Below are 15377 nucleotides of genomic sequence, written 5' to 3'. Positions count from 1 at the left end.
CGAGCTTTCCGCCGCCTCCCTCCATCCCACCCAGCGGCCCCTCACGCCCGTCCTGCGCGCGCTGCGCCTCTGTCTGCACCTGCTGATGGCGGGCCTGCTGGTCCTCGCCGCGGTGCGGGCCGACTCGGTCGCCGGGACGGTGCTCGCGGTGGTGACGGGCGCCGTCTACGCCGCCGGGTCGTACCTGCCGTCCGTACGGGACTCGCAGCGGGCCGCCGCGGTGTGGCTGGGCGTCCTGGGCGCGTGCTGGTTCGCGATGCTGTGGCTGACCCCGGAGGCGCTCTGGGTGGCCTTCCCGCTCTACTTCCTCCAGCTGCACCTGCTGCCCGTGCGCTGGTCGCTGCCGGCGGTCGGGCTGACGGCGTTCGCGGCGATCCTCTCGTACGTGGGGCACGGCGCCGCGCTCAATCCCGGGGTCTTCATCGGGCCGCTGCTCGGCGCGGCGGTCGCGGTGGCGACGGTCCTGGGCTACCACGCGCTGTACCGGGAGAGCGAGCGGCGGCGACGGCTCATCGAGGAGCTGATCGAGACGCGGGCCGAGCTGGCGGCGGCGGAGCGGCACGCGGGGACGCTCGCCGAGCGGGAACGGCTCGCCCGCGAGATCCACGACACGCTCGCGCAGGGCCTGTCCTCGATCCAGCTGCTGCTCCGCGCGGCCGAGCGGGCGCTGCCGCCGGGCTCCGCCGCCGCGGGCCACATCGACCGGGCCCGGCAGGAGGCCCAGGACAACCTGGCGGAGGCCAGGCGGTTCGTCCGGGCGCTGTCGCCGCCGGACCTGGAGCACGGCTCCCTGGCGGCCGCCCTGGAGCGCCTGTGCGAGCCGGGGGCGGGGCCGCGGGTCCGCTTCTCCGTCAGCGGTACGCCGGTCGAGCTGCCGACCCCCTACGAGGTGGCGCTGCTGCGGATCGCCCAGTCGGCGGTCGCGAACACGGTGCGGCACGCGGGCGCGTCGCGCGTGGAGATCACCCTGTCGTTCATGGACGCCTCGGTGACCCTGGACGTGGTCGACGACGGCGCGGGGTTCGACCCCGGCGCCGTGCGGCCCTCCTCCGACGGCGGTTTCGGGCTTCCGGCGATGCGCTCGCGCGCGGAGTCGCTGGGCGGCACGTTCACCGTCGAGTCCGCCCCCGGCCAGGGCACGGCCGTCGCCGTGTCCCTCCCCCTCCCCGCTGGAGCGTGAAGAGCATGACCATCCGTCTTCTGCTGGCCGACGACCACCCGGTCGTACGGGCGGGCCTGCGCGCGGTCCTGGACACGGAGCCGGACTTCGCCGTCGTCGCGGAGGCGGCGACGGCCGAGCGGGCGGTGGAGCTGGCCGCGGCCGGGGGTGTGGACGTGGTCCTGATGGACCTGCAGTTCGGCTCCGGGATGCACGGTTCGGAGGCGACGGCAGCGATCACGGCGGTGTCCGGCGGGCCGCGGGTGCTGGTCCTGACGACGTACGACACGGACGCGGACATCCTGGCGGCGGTGGAGGCGGGCGCCTCCGGCTACCTCCTGAAGGACGCTCCGCCGGAGGAGCTGGCGGCGGCGGTCCGTACGGCGGCGGCCGGGCAGTCGGCCCTCGCCCCCGCGGTGGCGCACCGGCTGATGGACCGGATGCGGACCCCGGCCGAGGCGCTGACCAAGCGCGAGCTGGAGGTGCTCCAGCTGGTGGGCGAGGGCCTGTCGAACCAGCAGATCAGCAAGGTGCTGTTCCTGAGCCAGGCGACGGTGAAGTCCCATCTGGTGCATGTCTTCGCGAAGCTGGGCGTGGACTCCCGCACGGCGGCGGTGGCGGCGGCGACGGCCCGCCGCCTGATCAGGCGCTAGCGCGGACCCCTCAGTCGACCGGCCCCCGGGGCGTCGGCGGCCCGAAGAGTTCCACCGCCCGGCGGACGCCGGCGAGTCCCTCCGAGAGCGCGCTGACGGACCCGACCGATCCCGCGACGAGGAGCAGCGAGCGGCGCAGCCGCCGTACTTCGGGGGCGCCGCTGAGCGCCATCGCGTCGAGCGCGGCGAGTTCGTCCTCGGCGATGCCCCGGTCGGCGAACTCGACTCGGTGGGCTGCCAGTTCGCGTCGGAGCCGGGACACGGCGGACCGCAGTTCGGCCACCCTCGGGTCCACGCCCTCGCCGGTCACTCGCCTCTGCCCCACGCTTCGCAACATGGTTCTCCCCCTCGCACGACACTGTGCGCAGAACTCCATACTCCGAACTCCGAGCACCCGGAGCAGCGCTCCGAGCCGACCCCCGGGCGGTGGTCGGGCGCCGTGAGTTGCGGGTCAGTTAACTCCTTCGCCACCCCGCCGCGCCACCCTTCGCCCGGGTAATTCAGGCGACCGTGTGATTCCGCCTGATGAGGTATGCAGTCCCCATGACAACTGCGCATGACCGAACGGATGTCCACACGCCCCTCGTCGCCGGACTGCTGCTCGCCGCGGGCGGCGGGCGGCGGCTCGGCGGGCGGCCCAAGGCGCTGCTGACGCATCGGGGGCGGCCGCTCGTCGAGTACGCCGTGGGGGTGCTGCGCGCGGCCGGGTGCGAGGTGGTGCACGTGGTGCTGGGCGCGTCGGCCGGGGTCGTGCGGGAGCGGGCGGAGCTGCCCGGGTGCGTGCTCGTGGAGAACCTGCGGTGGGCCGAGGGCATGGGGTCCTCGCTGCGGGCGGGGCTCGACTCGCTGGCCGCCGATCCGCGCGGGGTGGACGCGGCGCTGGTGCTGCTGGTCGACCAGCCGGGGATCGGGGCGGAGGCGGTGGCCCGGGTCCGGGCGGCGTACGTCTCGCGGGATTCGCTGGCGGCCGCCTCGTACGACGGGCAGCGGGGGCATCCGGTGCTGTTCGGCGCGGGGCACTGGGCGGGGATCGCCGAGCTCGCGGTGGGCGACCGGGGCGCGCGGGACTATCTGGCGGCGCACCGGGATGCGATCACCCCGGTGGACTGTTCGGATGTGGCCGAGCCCTATGACATCGACACCGAGGGGGATCTGGCGCACTTGGAGTGAAGGGCGTGGCACCCAGCGCCATGGTCTGTCGACGCGGAGAATCTCGACATCAACAAACCATTGAACTTCCACCATGAGGAAACTAGTATCCACTGTTCAGAAGCGCCTTTCGTTCAGAAGGCGCTTGCGGCCGTATCTCGGCGCCTGCGGCACTGCGTGCCGTCCCGCGACGCCCGGCGGCCGTCTGGCACCGCCCCGTGAAGTCCGCTGAAGGAAGTGACAGTTCATGTCCGCACCAGCGCCGTCCCCCCTGGCCGTCGTCGATGCCGAGCCCCTGCCGCGTCAGGAAGAGGTGCTCACCGAGGCCGCCCTGGCCTTCGTCGCCGAACTGCACCGGCGGTTCACTCCGCGCCGGGACGAGCTCCTCGCCCGCCGAGCGGAGCGTCGCGCCGAGATCGCCCGCACGTCCACCCTTGACTTCCTGCCGGAGACCGCCGCGATCCGCGCCGACGACTCCTGGAAGGTCGCGCCGGCCCCGGCGGCCCTGAACGACCGCCGTGTCGAGATCACCGGCCCGACCGACCGCAAGATGACGATCAACGCGCTCAACTCCGGCGCGAAGGTCTGGCTCGCCGACTTCGAGGACGCCTCCGCGCCGACCTGGGAGAACGTGGTCCTGGGTCAGGTCAACCTGATCGACGCGTACACCCGGAAGATCGACTTCACGGACCCTCGCTCGGGCAAGTCGTACGCGCTGAAGCCGGCCGGCGAGCTGGCGACGGTCGTCATGCGGCCCCGCGGCTGGCACCTGGAGGAGCGTCACCTCACCTTCGACGGCCGCCCGGTCCCCGGCGCGCTCGTCGACTTCGGTCTCTACTTCTTCCACAACGCCCAGCGGCTGATCGACCTCGGCAAGGGCCCGTACTTCTACCTGCCGAAGACGGAGTCGCACCTGGAGGCCCGCCTCTGGAACGAGATCTTCGTCTTCGCCCAGGACTACGTCGGCATCCCGCAGGGCACCGTCCGCGCCACGGTCCTCATCGAGACCATCACGGCCGCGTACGAGATGGAGGAGATCCTCTACGAACTCCGCGACCACGCCGCCGGGTTGAACGCGGGCCGCTGGGACTACCTGTTCTCCATCGTCAAGAACTTCCGTGACGGCGGCGCCAAGTTCGTCCTTCCGGACCGCAACGCGGTCACGATGACGGCCCCGTTCATGCGCGCGTACACCGAGCTCCTGGTGCGCACCTGCCACAAGCGCGGCGCGCACGCGATCGGCGGCATGGCGGCATTCATCCCGTCCCGCAAGGACGCCGAGGTCAACAAGGTCGCGTTCGAGAAGGTCAAGGCCGACAAGGACCGCGAGGCCGGCGACGGCTTCGACGGTTCCTGGGTCGCCCACCCCGACCTGGTCCCGATCGCGATGGCCTCCTTCGACGCCGTCCTCGGCGAGAAGCCGAACCAGAAGGACCGCCTCCGCGAGGACGTCTCCGTCGCCGCCGGCGACCTGATCGCCATCGACTCCCTCGACGCCAGGCCCACGTACGAGGGCCTGGTCAGCGCCGTGCAGGTCGGCACCCGCTACATCGAGGCCTGGCTCCGCGGCCTCGGCGCCGTCGCCATCTTCAACCTGATGGAGGACGCGGCCACCGCCGAGATCTCGCGCTCGCAGATCTGGCAGTGGATCAACGCCGGTGTCGAATTCGAGCACGCCGGGGAGACGGTGAAGGCCACTCCGGAGCTGGCCCGCAAGGTCGCCGCCGAGGAGCTGGCCGCGATCCGCGAGGAGATCGGCGAGGAGGCCTTCGCGGCCGGCAAGTGGCAGCAGGCGCACGACCTGCTCCTGCACGTCTCCCTCGACGCCGACTACGCGGACTTCCTGACGCTTCCCGCGTACGAGCAGCTGGTCGGCTGATCCCGCAGCAGCACGGCTGACCCGACGGCCCGCACAGTCGGTCGGACAGCTTGGAGCAGGGCTTCGTTCCCGGTGTCGCACAGCACCGGAGACGGGGCCCTGTCGCCGTTCCTGTGGGAGCACAGGGGACGTGACGCAACCGAGATATGCAGCTACCTAGCGGTAACAAGCCAGTGGGTGACAGATTCCGCCATGCCACCGGCCGGCGGCTGTCCCCCACGTCACTGCGTACCGCAGGAGCACAGCCATGCCTTCGTCGCCCCACCGTGCGCTGCGCGCACTCCTGGCACTGTGTACCGCCGCCGGGCTCGCCTCCGTCGCCGCCCCTCCCGCCCAGGCCGCCCCCGGCACGGGCCCCACCGCCGTCGTCGCCATGGGCGACAGCTACATCTCCGGGGAGGCCGGCCGCTGGCTGGGCAACAGCCTCACCAACTCGGGCAACCGCAACGGCACCGACCGGGCCTGGACGGGCAGCGGTTACGACCCGTCCCGGGTGTACGGCGCCACCGCGGGCGGCTGCCACCGCTCGGACACCGCGGAGGTGAAGAGCGCGGGACCGCTCGCGAGCTCCCTGGTCAACCTGGCCTGCTCGGGCGCGACGACCGACAACGTCTTCCGTGCCTCGCAGGGCGGTCAGCCCTACAAGGGCGAGGCCCCGCAGGCCGACCAGCTCGGGGCCGTCGCCGCCTCGTACGACGTGGAGCTGATCGCCCTCTCCATCGGCGGCAACGACCTCGGCTTCGCCGACATCATCGCCACCTGCGCCAAGGACTACATCGTCTGGTACTCGTACTGCCACGACGACCAGCAGGCCGAGGTCGACGCCCGGATCGACGGCGTGATGGCGGACGTCGGCCGCTCGGTCGACGAGATCCGGGCCGTGATGACGGGCGCCGGATACGCCTCGTCCGACTACCGGATCGTCCTGCAGTCCTACCCCTCCCCCATCCCCCGGGCCGCCGAGAACCGGTACGGCGAGAGCGGGTGGACCCGTACGAACACCGGCGGCTGCCCGTTCTGGAACGCCGACGCCGACTGGGCCCGCGACTCCCTCGTCCCGCAGCTCGCCAACCGCCTGAAGGGCGTCGCGACCGCCAAGGGCGTGCAGTTCATGGACCTGCGGGACGCGCTCCAGGGGCGTGAGGTCTGCGCGAAGGCGAGCCGTCAGGTGACGTCGACGGCGCCGGCGTCGGGGACGACGAGCGAGTGGGCGCGCTGGATCGACAGCCAGAGCACGCAGGGGCTCGTCCAGGAGTCCATGCACCCCAACGCCTACGGCCAGCAGGCCCTGGGCCGCTGCCTGGCCCTGGTCCACGCCCGCCCGACGGGCAACCACAGCTGCCGCAACACGGCGGGTTCGGGTCCGTCGGCGATGTACCTCACGGCCGGGTAGCGGCCGAGCGGGGCAGGCGTCGCAGCGCCTGCTAGGGCGCCAGGCCGAGCGGGCCGAGGACCCGCTCGGCCTCGTGCCGGTCCGCCGCCCGCATCGCCCGGACCAGGGCGGCGGAACCACCCGGCCAGGCGGCGGCCGCCGTGTCGAAGGCGGCCCTGCGGGACTCCAGCGGGCCCTTCTTCGCGGGCAGCGCGTCGAGCACGAACAGCGCCCGCGCCGAGATCCCCACCTGGATCAGGTCCGAGGGCTCGCCGCGCGCGCGGAGGGCCTGATGGGCGTACGCGCCGATGACGGGGTCGCGGAGGGCGGAACGCAGGGCCTCGGGCGGGGCGGCGGCGGTGTCGAGGACGGTGAAGAGCCCGCGGGTGGCGGCGGCGTCCGTGGTGCCCGCGTGGACGGTGCCGAGGGTGGCGAGCAGCCGGGACCAGGCGTCGGCGGTGTCCCCGCGCGCGTGGAGCCAGTCGGCGAGCACCCGCGAGGCCACGCAGGTCGGCCAGCCCACGGCGGCGGCCACCGCCTCGGCGGCCGGCCACGCCGCGGCCTCGGCGGCGTCGGGGGCGGCGATCCCGCGTACGCCGAGGAGATAGCGGACGACACCGGCGCCGCGCGGGGTGAGTCCGAAGGCGTCGCCTGAGCGGAAGACCAGGCCGGTGCCGGCGAGTCGGTCGACGACGGCGGCGAGGTCGCGGGCCGGGCCTTCGAGCCGGGCCCGGTCGGTCTCCGTCAGGTCGGCCGTGCCGAGCAGCCGTACGAGTTCGGCGACGGGCGGGACGAGGTGCGAGGACGTGAACGCCCCGTCCGGCACCGCCGCCGGAACGGCCACGGGCAGGTCCTCCACGGCCGGATCGACGGTCCAGTCCTCGTACTCGGCGGCCTTGCGGGAGACGGACTCGGCCGAGCAGCCGCTCCGGTAGACCACGTACAGCAGATGCGGAGCCTCGCCCCCGTAGGGCTCGAACTCCTCCTCGGACAGCTCCTCGACGGCGGCGATGAGGGTGTTCGCGTCCTCCTCGACCGCCCCCGCCTCGACCGCGGGCGGCGGGGGTACGGGGACGCCGATGTCGCCGTAGTGGTCGAGGTGCTCGTCCAGGAGGGCGTCGGCCAGGACGAGGTGGGGGAAGTCGTCGGGCCCCGGCGCGAAGCGCGCGTACGGTCCGGCGAGCTGCTCGGCGAGCCCGGCGGCGGTCCACCGGTCCTGGAGCGCGGCGGCCACCTGCCCGATGCCGGTCGCGACGTCGTGGTCGGTGAGCAGCGGTCCGGCGGCGGGCGGGGCCTCGGCGTCCCGTACGTACGCGCGTGTGAGGGCCTCGGCGAGCAGGACGTCGGCGAGGGCCGTACGGCCCATGAGGTCGGCCCGGTGCACCCCGTCGGGCAGCGGCGCCCCGTCGAGTGCGGCGAGCCGGCGCCGTACGTCCTCCGGGTCGGCGAGGTCGGCGCCGCAGGCGCGCAGGAGCGAGGCGTACCAGCGGTGCCAGGTCAGGTTCCCCGGGTCGGTCATCGCCCGTTCGAAGTCACCGGCCGCCTCCCGGACGGTGCCGGCGACCTGCTCGCCCCGGCCCCCGTCGAAGCGCGCCGCGAGCCTGCCGAGGACGGCGGGATAGGCCGCGAGGGCCCTGGGCGGCGCGTACACGAAGGTCGGCAGGTCCTCGACGAGCAGCCGCCGTACGAGTCCGGGTGTCGGCTCGGGCACCCCTGACTCCCGGTCGGCCCCCCGGAGGGCGAGGAGACCCAGCACCGCCTCGGCGGCACGCACGAAATCGGGATCGCGGCGCTCGGGTGCTCCGTCGAGGAAGCTGTCGAGCCCGGTGTTGGTGAGAACGGTCTCGGCCACGCTTCCAGGGTAGTTCGGCGGGGGACGAATCGGACGTACGACGCAGGGGGGCGTGGCGGGCGGCGGCGGGGCCGGGGCGCCGCGGTCCCGATTCCGATCCGATTGCGATCCCGATTGCGGTTCCGGGCGTGCCGTCAGCGGACCACCACCGTCCGGGGTGCCGAGAGGTCGCCCCAGGTCCCGTCCGGGAGTTTGGCACGGAGGGTGACGGTGTAACGGGTGCCCGGGGGGTCCTGGACCGGGAAGGTGTAACCGGCGCGGCCGGGGGGCGGGGCGGTGCCCCAGATGATGGTGGTGGCGAACCTTCCGTTGAGGTGGAGTTCGTGGTGGGTCACCGGGGCGCCCGTGTCCGGCGGGGTCCAGGTGACGGTGATCTCGCCCTTGGCCGCCGTCACGGTGAGGCGGGTGGGGGCGGTGTTCGCGGGCGCGCCGGGGGACGGGGCCGTGGTGAGGTCGGCGGGGGTGCTGTCCGGGGAGGAGTTCTCGGCGGCGTCGCGGGCACGGACGGTGAACGCGTAGGCGGTGCCGGGGCGCAGGCCCGTGACGTGCGCGGTGGTGGCGGTGCCGGGCACGGTGTGGATGCGGGTGTCGGCCTGGTAGACGTCGTACGCGGTGACCTCGGTGTCGTCCTTGGCCGCGGACCAGCGGAGGGTCACGGCGCGGCTGCCGTCGGAGGTGGCGCGGAGCGCGGCCGGCGTGGTGGGGGGCGTGCGGTCCTCGGCGGCGGCACGGAGGGTGGTCGCGGTGACGGTGGCGCTGGGGGGCGAGACGTTGCCTGCGGCGTCCCTGGCCCGGACGGTGAAGCGGTGGAGGGTGGCGGGGGCGAGGCCGACGACGTCGGTCATCAGGGTGGTGGCGGGGAGGTCCTTGACCTTGCGGCCCTCGCGGTAGACCGCGTAGCCGCTGACGGCCCGGTCGTCGGTGGCCGCGCTCCACATCACATGGACCGTGGTGGCGCTGCCCGCCGTCGCGGTGACACCGGAGGGGACGGTGGGGGCGCGGGTGTCCTCGGCCTCGGGAGCGACGGCGCCGGAGCAGCCGGCAAGGCCGAGCGTCAGCGCGAGGGCAGTCAACAGGCTTGCGGCGAGCGGTCGTTGCACGGGCCGGCCTCCGTCCGTCGGAAAGGTCCAGACCTATATCGCACAGTCGGGCCGGACTCGACAAGGGGGCGTTGTCAGTGGCGTGCGCTTCACTGAAAACATCACTCTCCGTAATCGGATCTGGGGGAATCATGACGGACCGTACGACCTATGTGAGCCACGCCGGGGTACGGCGGCGGGGCTGGACCGACACGATGGTGCGGGAGCTGCTCGGCACGCCCGACGTGCAGGGCCGCGACCCGCGCCGCTGGTCCCCCACGCCACTGCGGCTCTACCTCCTGGCGCGGGTCGAGACGGTCGAGCGGACACCCGAGTTCGCCGAGACGTCGGCGCTCTCACCGGCCCGCTCCGCGGCCGCGGCGGCCTACGCCGGGCGGCGCCGCACCGCCGTCCTGGCCGCGATCCGGGCGGAGCCGATCGAGGTTCCCCGGCTGCCCGGTCCTGAGCTGGAGCGCCGGGCTGTCCGGCACCGGCAGCTCCTGGGCGCGCGGAGTCCCGGGACGCCACCGGGAGGGGGAGCTCAGGCCGGCGCGCTCGTACGGTGGCAGGTGAGCTACCTGCGCCACGCGCTCGCGCGGTACGAGGCGCTGCTCGACGGCCTGTACGGCGAGACCGGCCGCGGCGAGGCCGAGCGGCTGCTGCGGCGACGGCTGTACGAGGCGATCGGCGAGGCGTATCCGACGCTGGCTCAGGAGTGCCGCCGCAGGGCCGCGGTGGAACGGTGAGCGGGGCCGTCGCGGGGCGCCTCCATGGCCGTCGGGAAAGCGGGACCGCCGCGGGGCGCCCGCGTCGGCGTCGGGCCGGTGGCTCCTCGGCCGGGGGCCGTGGTCGGGTGTGCCGGAGCGTGGGCCGGTGGCGTCCGCGGCATCGGGGGCCGGACGGGCCGCCCGTCGGGCATCACCGTTGCAGCGCGCGTACCAGCGCCCCGCACGCCGCCGGGATCGGGGCCACGATCCTCACGGCGCAGCGGGTGCGCAGTTCCTCCGCCGCGTCGCCCAGCGGGCCGCCGCCGATGACGACCGCCCGGGCTCCGTCCCGGTCCACGCACGCGCGGACCGCGTGCTCCAGCGCGTCGAGGAGCAGCTCCGGTCGGGCGGAGAGGTGTTCAGGGTCGCCCGCCGTCAGGCGGAGGCCCGTGTACCGGTCGGCGAGGCCGAGGGCCGTCACACGGGCCGCGATGGCGTCGGCCAGGAGCGGTGTCGTGGTGGCGATGCCGAAGGGGGTTCCGCCGGCGGCCGCTTCCCTGAGGGCCGCCTCGCCCAGGCCCATGACGGGCACGTCGGTGGCCGCGCGCAGCAGCTCCGCGCCCGGATCGCCGAAGGCGCCGACGAGGAGGGCGGCGCAGTCGCCGGCGGCCGCGGCGCGCAGGCCCGCGGCGACGACCTCCGGGGCCGCGGCAGCCAGTGCGGCGGGGTCGGTGAGCATGCGCGGGCCCCGGGTCACCGTCACGCCGCGGACGGGGAAGGCGTCGCCCAGGGCGCGCCGGGCGAGGGCGGTCATCATCGCGGTCGTGGCGGTGGAGGTGTTGGGGTTGATCAGCACCACGGCCCCGGGCCCCGCGGCGTGCGCGGGGACCGGGGCGTGGGGTGGAGCGGCGGGCGGGTTCAGTGGACGTGCGCCGCCTTCGCCGTGCGGCTGCCGGAGATCTCGTCGCCGGGCTCCATCGGTGCGGTGACGTCGTCGTCGTCCCGGCCCCGGCCCAGGTGGTTGAAGACCACGTTGAGCAGGACGGCCGCGACGCAGCCGGTCGAGATGCCCGAGTCCAGGATGATCTTCGCCGTCTCCGGGAAGGCGTGGTAGAACTCCGGCGCGGTGATCGGGATGATGCCGACGGCCAGGGAGACGGCCACGATGAGGACGTTGTTGTCCTTCTCGAGACCGGCCTTGACCAGGGTCTGGATGCCGCTGGCGGCGACCGAGCCGAAGAGGACGACACCCGCGCCGCCGAGCACCGGCCGGGGGACGACCGAGATCAGCGAGGCGGCGACCGGGGAGAGGCCCATCAGGACCAGGAAGCCGCCACCGCAGGCGACGACGAAGCGGCTGCGGATCCGGGTCATGGCGACCAGGCCGATGTTCTGCGCGAAGGCGCTGCACATGAAGCCGTTGAAGAGCGGGCTGAGCGCGGAGCCGAGGGTGTCGGCGCGCAGTCCGGCCGCGATGGTCTTCTCGTCGGCGGGCCGTTCGACGATCTCGCCGAGGGCCAGCATGTCGGCGGTCGACTCCGTCATGGAGACCAGCATGACCACGCACATCGAGATGATCGCGGCGAGGGCGAACTGCGGGCCGCCGAAGTGGAACGGCGTCGGGAAGCCGACGATGTCCGCCTCGGTCACCGGGGAGAAGTCGGTGACGCCGAACGGTATGGCGATGAGGGTGCCGATGACGAGGCCCAGGAGGACCGCGATCTGCTTGACGAAGCCGCGGGTGAAGCGGCGGAGCAGGAGGACGACGACGAGCGTGATGCCGGCGAGCGTGAGGAACGTGGTCGAACCGTAGTCCTCGGCGGCGGGATTGGGCCCTTGCGCCCAGCCGAAGGCGACCGGGAGGAGGGAGACGCCTATGAGGGTGATCACGGTGCCGGTGACGACTGGCGGGAAGAACCGCACGAGCCGGGAGAACCAGGGGGCGGCGAGGAAGCCGAGAAGTCCGGCGACGATGATCGCGCCGAAGATCACGGGGAGCGCGTCGGCCTTGTCGTCGGTGGTGTCGACGATGGCGAGCATCGGTGCGACACCGGCGAAGGTGACGCCGTTGACGAAGGGGAGCCGGGCGCCGATCTTCCAGACCCCGAGCGTCTGGAGGAAGGTCGCGAGCCCCGCGGTGAAGAGGCTGGCGCCGGTCAGGAAGGTGAGTTCGGTGCCGGAGAGGCCGACGGCCGCTCCGACGATCAGGGGCGGGGCGACGACCCCGGCGTACATGGCGGCCACATGCTGGAGGCCGCTGGTGAGCATCTTCAGTGGGGGCAGCGTCTCGTCGACCGGATGAGTCTCGCGGTCGTCGGCGGCGGAGCCTGCGTCTTGTGCATTGCGAACCTGGGGCTTGGCGGCCACGGCGGTTCCTCCGGTCGGTTACGCGTCGGCGGTGACGCGGGGTTCAGGGAGGTGGTGCGATGCGGTGCGGGGTGCAGGAGGTGCGGCTCGTTGCGGGGTACGGCGGAGGTGCGGTGCGCGCGAGGGGAGTCTGCGACGCGGGGACGGGCGCCCGGTGGGGGTGCGGGCGGACATCACCGTCCCGGGAGGCGCCGTACGTCTTCTGCGTACGGCACCTCCCGGTCGGGCTGCCGCGGACCCCGCTCGGGTCCGCGGCGACCGACCGAGGGCCGTCCCCCTCGGTCGGACTCCGTGGGGAGGATCAGGCCTGGGCCGCGATGCGGGCCAGACGCTGGGCCTCCGCGCGCGCGTCGCGCGCGATGGTGTCCTCGTCGACGGTGAGCAGTCGGTTGTTCTCGACGATCTGCTTGCCGTTGACGAAGGAGGCGGTGACCGGGGCCGCCGCGCCGAAGACGATGGCGGTGACCGGGTCGGCGATGGTGGAGTGGCCGAGGCCGTCGATCTTCCACAGGACGAAGTCGGCGAGCTTGCCGGCCTCGAGGGAGCCGATGTTGTCGGCGCGGCCGAGGACCTGGGCGCCGCCGTAGGTGCCGAGGCGCAGGGCCTGGCGGGCGTTGAGCGCGGCCTCGCGGTGGGCGCCGAGCCGGTTGATGAGGAGCGCGTTGCGCAGCTCGGTGTGGAGCTCGCCGGACTCGTTGGAGGCGGTGCCGTCGACGCCGAGGCCGACGGGTACGCCCGCCTTCAGCATGTCGGGGACGCGGGCGATGCCGGCGGCGAGACGCGCGTTGGACGAGGGGCAGTGCGCCACACCGGTCTTGGTGCGGGCGAAGGCCGCGATGTCGGAGTCGTTCATGTGGACGCAGTGCGCCATCCACACGTCCTCGCCGAGGAAGCCGGTGGACTCGAAGTAGTCCGTCGGGCCCATGCCGAACAGCTCGTGGCAGAACTTCTCCTCCTCCACGGTCTCCGAGCCGTGGGTGTGCATGCGCACACCGAGGCGGCGGCCGAGCGCGGCGCCCTCCCGGAGGAGTTCGGTGGAGATCGAGAAGGGCGAGCAGGGGGCGACGGCGACCTGGGTCATCGCGTCGAAGGAGGCGTCGTGGTACTTCTTCACCGTCTCCTCGGTCGCGGCGAGCGCGCCCTCGGTGGTCTCGACGGCGAAGTCCGGCGGCAGGCCGCCGTCCTTCTCGCTGCGGTCCATGGAACCGCGGGCGAGGGTGAAGCGGACGCCCATGTCGGAGGCGGCGCCGATGATGGCACCGGACAGGTCGCCGGAGTTCACCGGGTACACGTAGTGGTGGTCCATGGCGGTGGTGACACCGCCGCGGGCCATCATGGCCAGCGAGCCCTGCGCCGCGGCGCGCACCATCTGCTCGTCGATCCGCGCCCAGGTCGGGTAGAGGGCGACGAGCCAGTTGAAGAGGTTGTGGTCGGTCGCCAGGCCCCGGGTGATCCACTGGTAGAAGTGGTGGTGGGTGTTGACGAGACCGGGCGTGACGAGATGGCCGGTGGCGTCGATGCGCCGGACCACGTTCTCCAGGCCCTCGGGAGCCTTGCCGGCGCCGATGGACTCGATCTTGTTGTCCGCGACGACGAGGTAGCCGGAGGCGTACTCGGTGTCGTTCGCGTCGACGGTCGCGATCGCCGCGTTCTCGATGACGATGCGCTGGGCTGCCGAAGGTGCTGCCATGGCGGTGCTTCCTTCATTCCTCGGGGGTGGTGTGGGCACGGCAGGACCCTAGGAGGATTTGAGTGCCGGAGCCGTGCGACGGCTCCGGGTGCCGAGATGGTGGAAGAACAGATTCAGCAGGACGGCGACGAGCGCGCCGGCGCTGATGCCGGAGCCGAGCACGGTCTGCGCCCAGGCGGGGAAGTCGGCGTAGAAAGTGGGAGCGGCGAGCGGGATGATGCCCGCTCCGAGCGCGACGGCCACCAGGATGATGTTGGAGCTGTCGTCGAGTCCGGCTTCCGAGAGGGTGCGGATGCCGCTGACCGCGATCGAACCGAAGAGCACGATACCGGCGCCGCCGAGGACGGGCATCGGGACCATGGAGACGACGGCGCCGAGGACCGGGAAGGCGCCGAGGACCAGCAGGGCGCCGCCGGCGACGGCGACCACGTACCGGGAGCGCACCCGGGTCAGCGAGACGACGCCGACGTTCTGGGCGAAGGCCGAGGTCGGGAAGCCGCCGAAGACGGGGCCGACCAGGGTGGCGATGCCGTCGGTGCGCAGTCCGCGGGTGATGGTCCGGCCGTCGCTGCGGCGGTCGCAGATCTCGCCGAGGGCGAGCATGCCGGCGCTGGACTCGGTCATCAGGACCAGCATCACGATGCACAGGGAGAGGATCGCGGCGGGCTGGAACTCGGGGGCGCCGAAGGCGAAGGGGGCGGGCAGGGCCGCGACGGGCGCCTCGCGCAGGGCGGTGAAGTCGGCCATCCCGAAGGGGATCGCGGCGAGGGTGCCGATGAAGAGGCCGAGCAGCAGGGCGATCTGCTTGACGAAGCCCTTGCCGAAGCGCTGGAAGAGCAGGATGACGACGAGGGTGAAGCCGGCGAGTGCCAGGTACTTCATGGCGCCGAAGTCGGCGGCGGTCCGGTCGCCGCCCTGCGCCCAGCCGACGGGGACGGGCATCAGGGTCACCCCGATGAGGGTGATGACGACGCCGGTGACGAGCGGCGGGAAGAAGCGCAGGAGCCTGCCGAAGAAGGGGCCGACGGCGAGGCAGAACACTCCGGCGACCATCACTGCACCGTAGATGGCGGGGAGTTGGTGGCCGGGGGCGCTGGTCTCGGCGATGGCGAGCATCGGCGCGATGCCGGCGGAGGAGGCCGCGTTGACGAACGGGAGCCGGTTGCCGGCGAAGTTCCGGACGCCGAGCGTCTGCAGGATGGTGGCGCAGCCGGCGATGAGCAGGCTGGCGGCGATGAGCCGGGTCATTCCGGCGGCGTCCAGGCCGACCGCCTGCCCGATGATGAGCGGAGGGGTGACGACGCCCGCGTACATGGCGGCGATGTGCTGGAGTGCCGCGGGGACGAGCCGCGAGGCGGGGAGCTTTTCGTCCACCGGGTGGACCTGGTCGGTCGTGCCCGGCAGGGTGGAACACGGGCCTTCGGCGGGTGCCGGCCCCTTTGCTGGCTGTGCCATGAGATTCCCTCCGGT

Annotated in this window: 13 protein-coding genes; 6 read left to right on the top strand and 7 right to left on the bottom strand. The window is 73.2% G+C overall.

Annotation, left to right across the window (positions count from 1 at the left end; translation table 11 throughout):
• The first annotated feature begins 85 nt into the window (after nucleotides 1–85).
• Both AMK27_RS15715 and AMK27_RS15710 read left to right on the top strand, forming a co-directional pair.
• Nucleotides 86–1180: a sensor histidine kinase gene (locus AMK27_RS15715; RefSeq protein WP_073907694.1), complete on the top strand. Its 1095-nt coding sequence runs from the start codon at nucleotides 86–88 to the stop codon at nucleotides 1178–1180.
• Between the two features lie 5 nt (nucleotides 1181–1185).
• Nucleotides 1186–1812: a response regulator gene (locus AMK27_RS15710; RefSeq protein WP_073907692.1), complete on the top strand. Its 627-nt coding sequence runs from the start codon at nucleotides 1186–1188 to the stop codon at nucleotides 1810–1812.
• A 10-nt stretch (nucleotides 1813–1822) separates the two neighbouring features.
• Here the strand turns inward: AMK27_RS15710 and AMK27_RS15705 are convergent, their stop codons facing one another.
• Nucleotides 1823–2149 (bottom strand): DUF5955 family protein, encoded by a 327-nt coding sequence (locus AMK27_RS15705; protein WP_073907177.1) that lies wholly within the window; start codon nucleotides 2147–2149, stop codon nucleotides 1823–1825.
• A gap of 206 nt (nucleotides 2150–2355) precedes the next feature.
• On the opposite strand from AMK27_RS15705, the gene AMK27_RS15700 reads away from it, so the two are divergent.
• The 3 genes from AMK27_RS15700 (at nucleotide 2356) to AMK27_RS15690 (ending at nucleotide 6233) form a co-directional block, all read left to right on the top strand.
• Nucleotides 2356–2982, top strand: coding sequence for a nucleotidyltransferase family protein (locus AMK27_RS15700; protein WP_073907174.1), 627 nt, complete (start codon nucleotides 2356–2358; stop codon nucleotides 2980–2982).
• Between the two features lie 226 nt (nucleotides 2983–3208).
• On the top strand, nucleotides 3209–4840 hold the full coding sequence (gene aceB, locus AMK27_RS15695; RefSeq protein ID WP_073907170.1) for a malate synthase A: 1632 nt from the start codon (nucleotides 3209–3211) through the stop codon (nucleotides 4838–4840).
• A 247-nt stretch (nucleotides 4841–5087) separates the two neighbouring features.
• Nucleotides 5088–6233, top strand: a complete 1146-nt coding sequence (locus AMK27_RS15690; RefSeq protein WP_073907164.1) for a GDSL-type esterase/lipase family protein — start codon at nucleotides 5088–5090, stop codon at nucleotides 6231–6233.
• A gap of 31 nt (nucleotides 6234–6264) precedes the next feature.
• On the opposite strand, the gene AMK27_RS15685 is transcribed toward AMK27_RS15690, so the two are convergent.
• Both AMK27_RS15685 and AMK27_RS15680 read right to left on the bottom strand, forming a co-directional pair.
• The gene (locus tag AMK27_RS15685; RefSeq protein ID WP_073907160.1) at nucleotides 6265–8064 is read right to left on the bottom strand and encodes a hypothetical protein; all 1800 of its coding nucleotides are present in this window, start codon (nucleotides 8062–8064) and stop codon (nucleotides 6265–6267) included.
• Between the two features lie 134 nt (nucleotides 8065–8198).
• Complete coding sequence (locus AMK27_RS15680; protein WP_073907156.1) at nucleotides 8199–9164, bottom strand: fibronectin type III domain-containing protein; 966 nt, start codon at nucleotides 9162–9164, stop codon at nucleotides 8199–8201.
• Nucleotides 9165–9295: 131 nt separating this feature from the next.
• Here AMK27_RS15680 and AMK27_RS15675 point away from each other — a divergent pair, with 131 nt between their 5' ends.
• The gene (locus AMK27_RS15675) at nucleotides 9296–9889 is read left to right on the top strand and encodes a hypothetical protein (RefSeq protein ID WP_073907152.1); all 594 of its coding nucleotides are present in this window, start codon (nucleotides 9296–9298) and stop codon (nucleotides 9887–9889) included.
• A 172-nt stretch (nucleotides 9890–10061) separates the two neighbouring features.
• Here AMK27_RS15675 and AMK27_RS15670 read toward each other — a convergent pair whose 3' ends face one another.
• The 4 genes from AMK27_RS15670 to AMK27_RS15655 all read right to left on the bottom strand — a co-directional run bounded on the left by AMK27_RS15670 (nucleotide 10062) and on the right by AMK27_RS15655 (nucleotide 15362).
• Entirely contained in the window at nucleotides 10062–10709 is a 648-nt protein-coding gene (locus AMK27_RS15670) for an aspartate/glutamate racemase family protein (RefSeq protein WP_079188454.1), read from the bottom strand.
• Nucleotides 10710–10768: 59 nt separating this feature from the next.
• Complete coding sequence (locus tag AMK27_RS15665) at nucleotides 10769–12118, bottom strand: nucleobase:cation symporter-2 family protein (RefSeq protein ID WP_107425591.1); 1350 nt, start codon at nucleotides 12116–12118, stop codon at nucleotides 10769–10771.
• Nucleotides 12119–12518: 400 nt separating this feature from the next.
• Nucleotides 12519–13907, bottom strand: coding sequence for an 8-oxoguanine deaminase (locus AMK27_RS15660; RefSeq protein ID WP_073907145.1), 1389 nt, complete (start codon nucleotides 13905–13907; stop codon nucleotides 12519–12521).
• Nucleotides 13908–13955: 48 nt separating this feature from the next.
• Complete coding sequence (locus tag AMK27_RS15655) at nucleotides 13956–15362, bottom strand: nucleobase:cation symporter-2 family protein (RefSeq protein WP_073907140.1); 1407 nt, start codon at nucleotides 15360–15362, stop codon at nucleotides 13956–13958.
• Nucleotides 15363–15377: the final 15 nt, after the last annotated feature.

This window comes from Streptomyces sp. CB02009 (assembly GCF_001905825.1).
In the GTDB taxonomy this organism is placed as follows: Bacteria; Actinomycetota; Actinomycetes; order Streptomycetales; family Streptomycetaceae; genus Streptomyces.
This window is presented reverse-complemented; position numbering and strand designations above follow the sequence as displayed.

Coding starts and splice junctions, on each gene's coding strand:
- AMK27_RS15715 (WP_073907694.1), top strand. CDS start 86: ATGGCGGGCCTGCTGGTCCTCGCCGCGGTGCGGGCCGACTCGGTCGCC.
- AMK27_RS15710 (WP_073907692.1), top strand. CDS start 1,186: ATGACCATCCGTCTTCTGCTGGCCGACGACCACCCGGTCGTACGGGCG.
- AMK27_RS15705 (WP_073907177.1), bottom strand. CDS start 2,149: ATGTTGCGAAGCGTGGGGCAGAGGCGAGTGACCGGCGAGGGCGTGGAC.
- AMK27_RS15700 (WP_073907174.1), top strand. CDS start 2,356: ATGACAACTGCGCATGACCGAACGGATGTCCACACGCCCCTCGTCGCC.
- aceB (WP_073907170.1), top strand. CDS start 3,209: ATGTCCGCACCAGCGCCGTCCCCCCTGGCCGTCGTCGATGCCGAGCCC.
- AMK27_RS15690 (WP_073907164.1), top strand. CDS start 5,088: ATGCCTTCGTCGCCCCACCGTGCGCTGCGCGCACTCCTGGCACTGTGT.
- AMK27_RS15675 (WP_073907152.1), top strand. CDS start 9,296: ATGACGGACCGTACGACCTATGTGAGCCACGCCGGGGTACGGCGGCGG.
- AMK27_RS15665 (WP_107425591.1), bottom strand. CDS start 12,118: ATGCTCACCAGCGGCCTCCAGCATGTGGCCGCCATGTACGCCGGGGTC.
- AMK27_RS15660 (WP_073907145.1), bottom strand. CDS start 13,907: ATGGCAGCACCTTCGGCAGCCCAGCGCATCGTCATCGAGAACGCGGCG.
- AMK27_RS15655 (WP_073907140.1), bottom strand. CDS start 15,362: ATGGCACAGCCAGCAAAGGGGCCGGCACCCGCCGAAGGCCCGTGTTCC.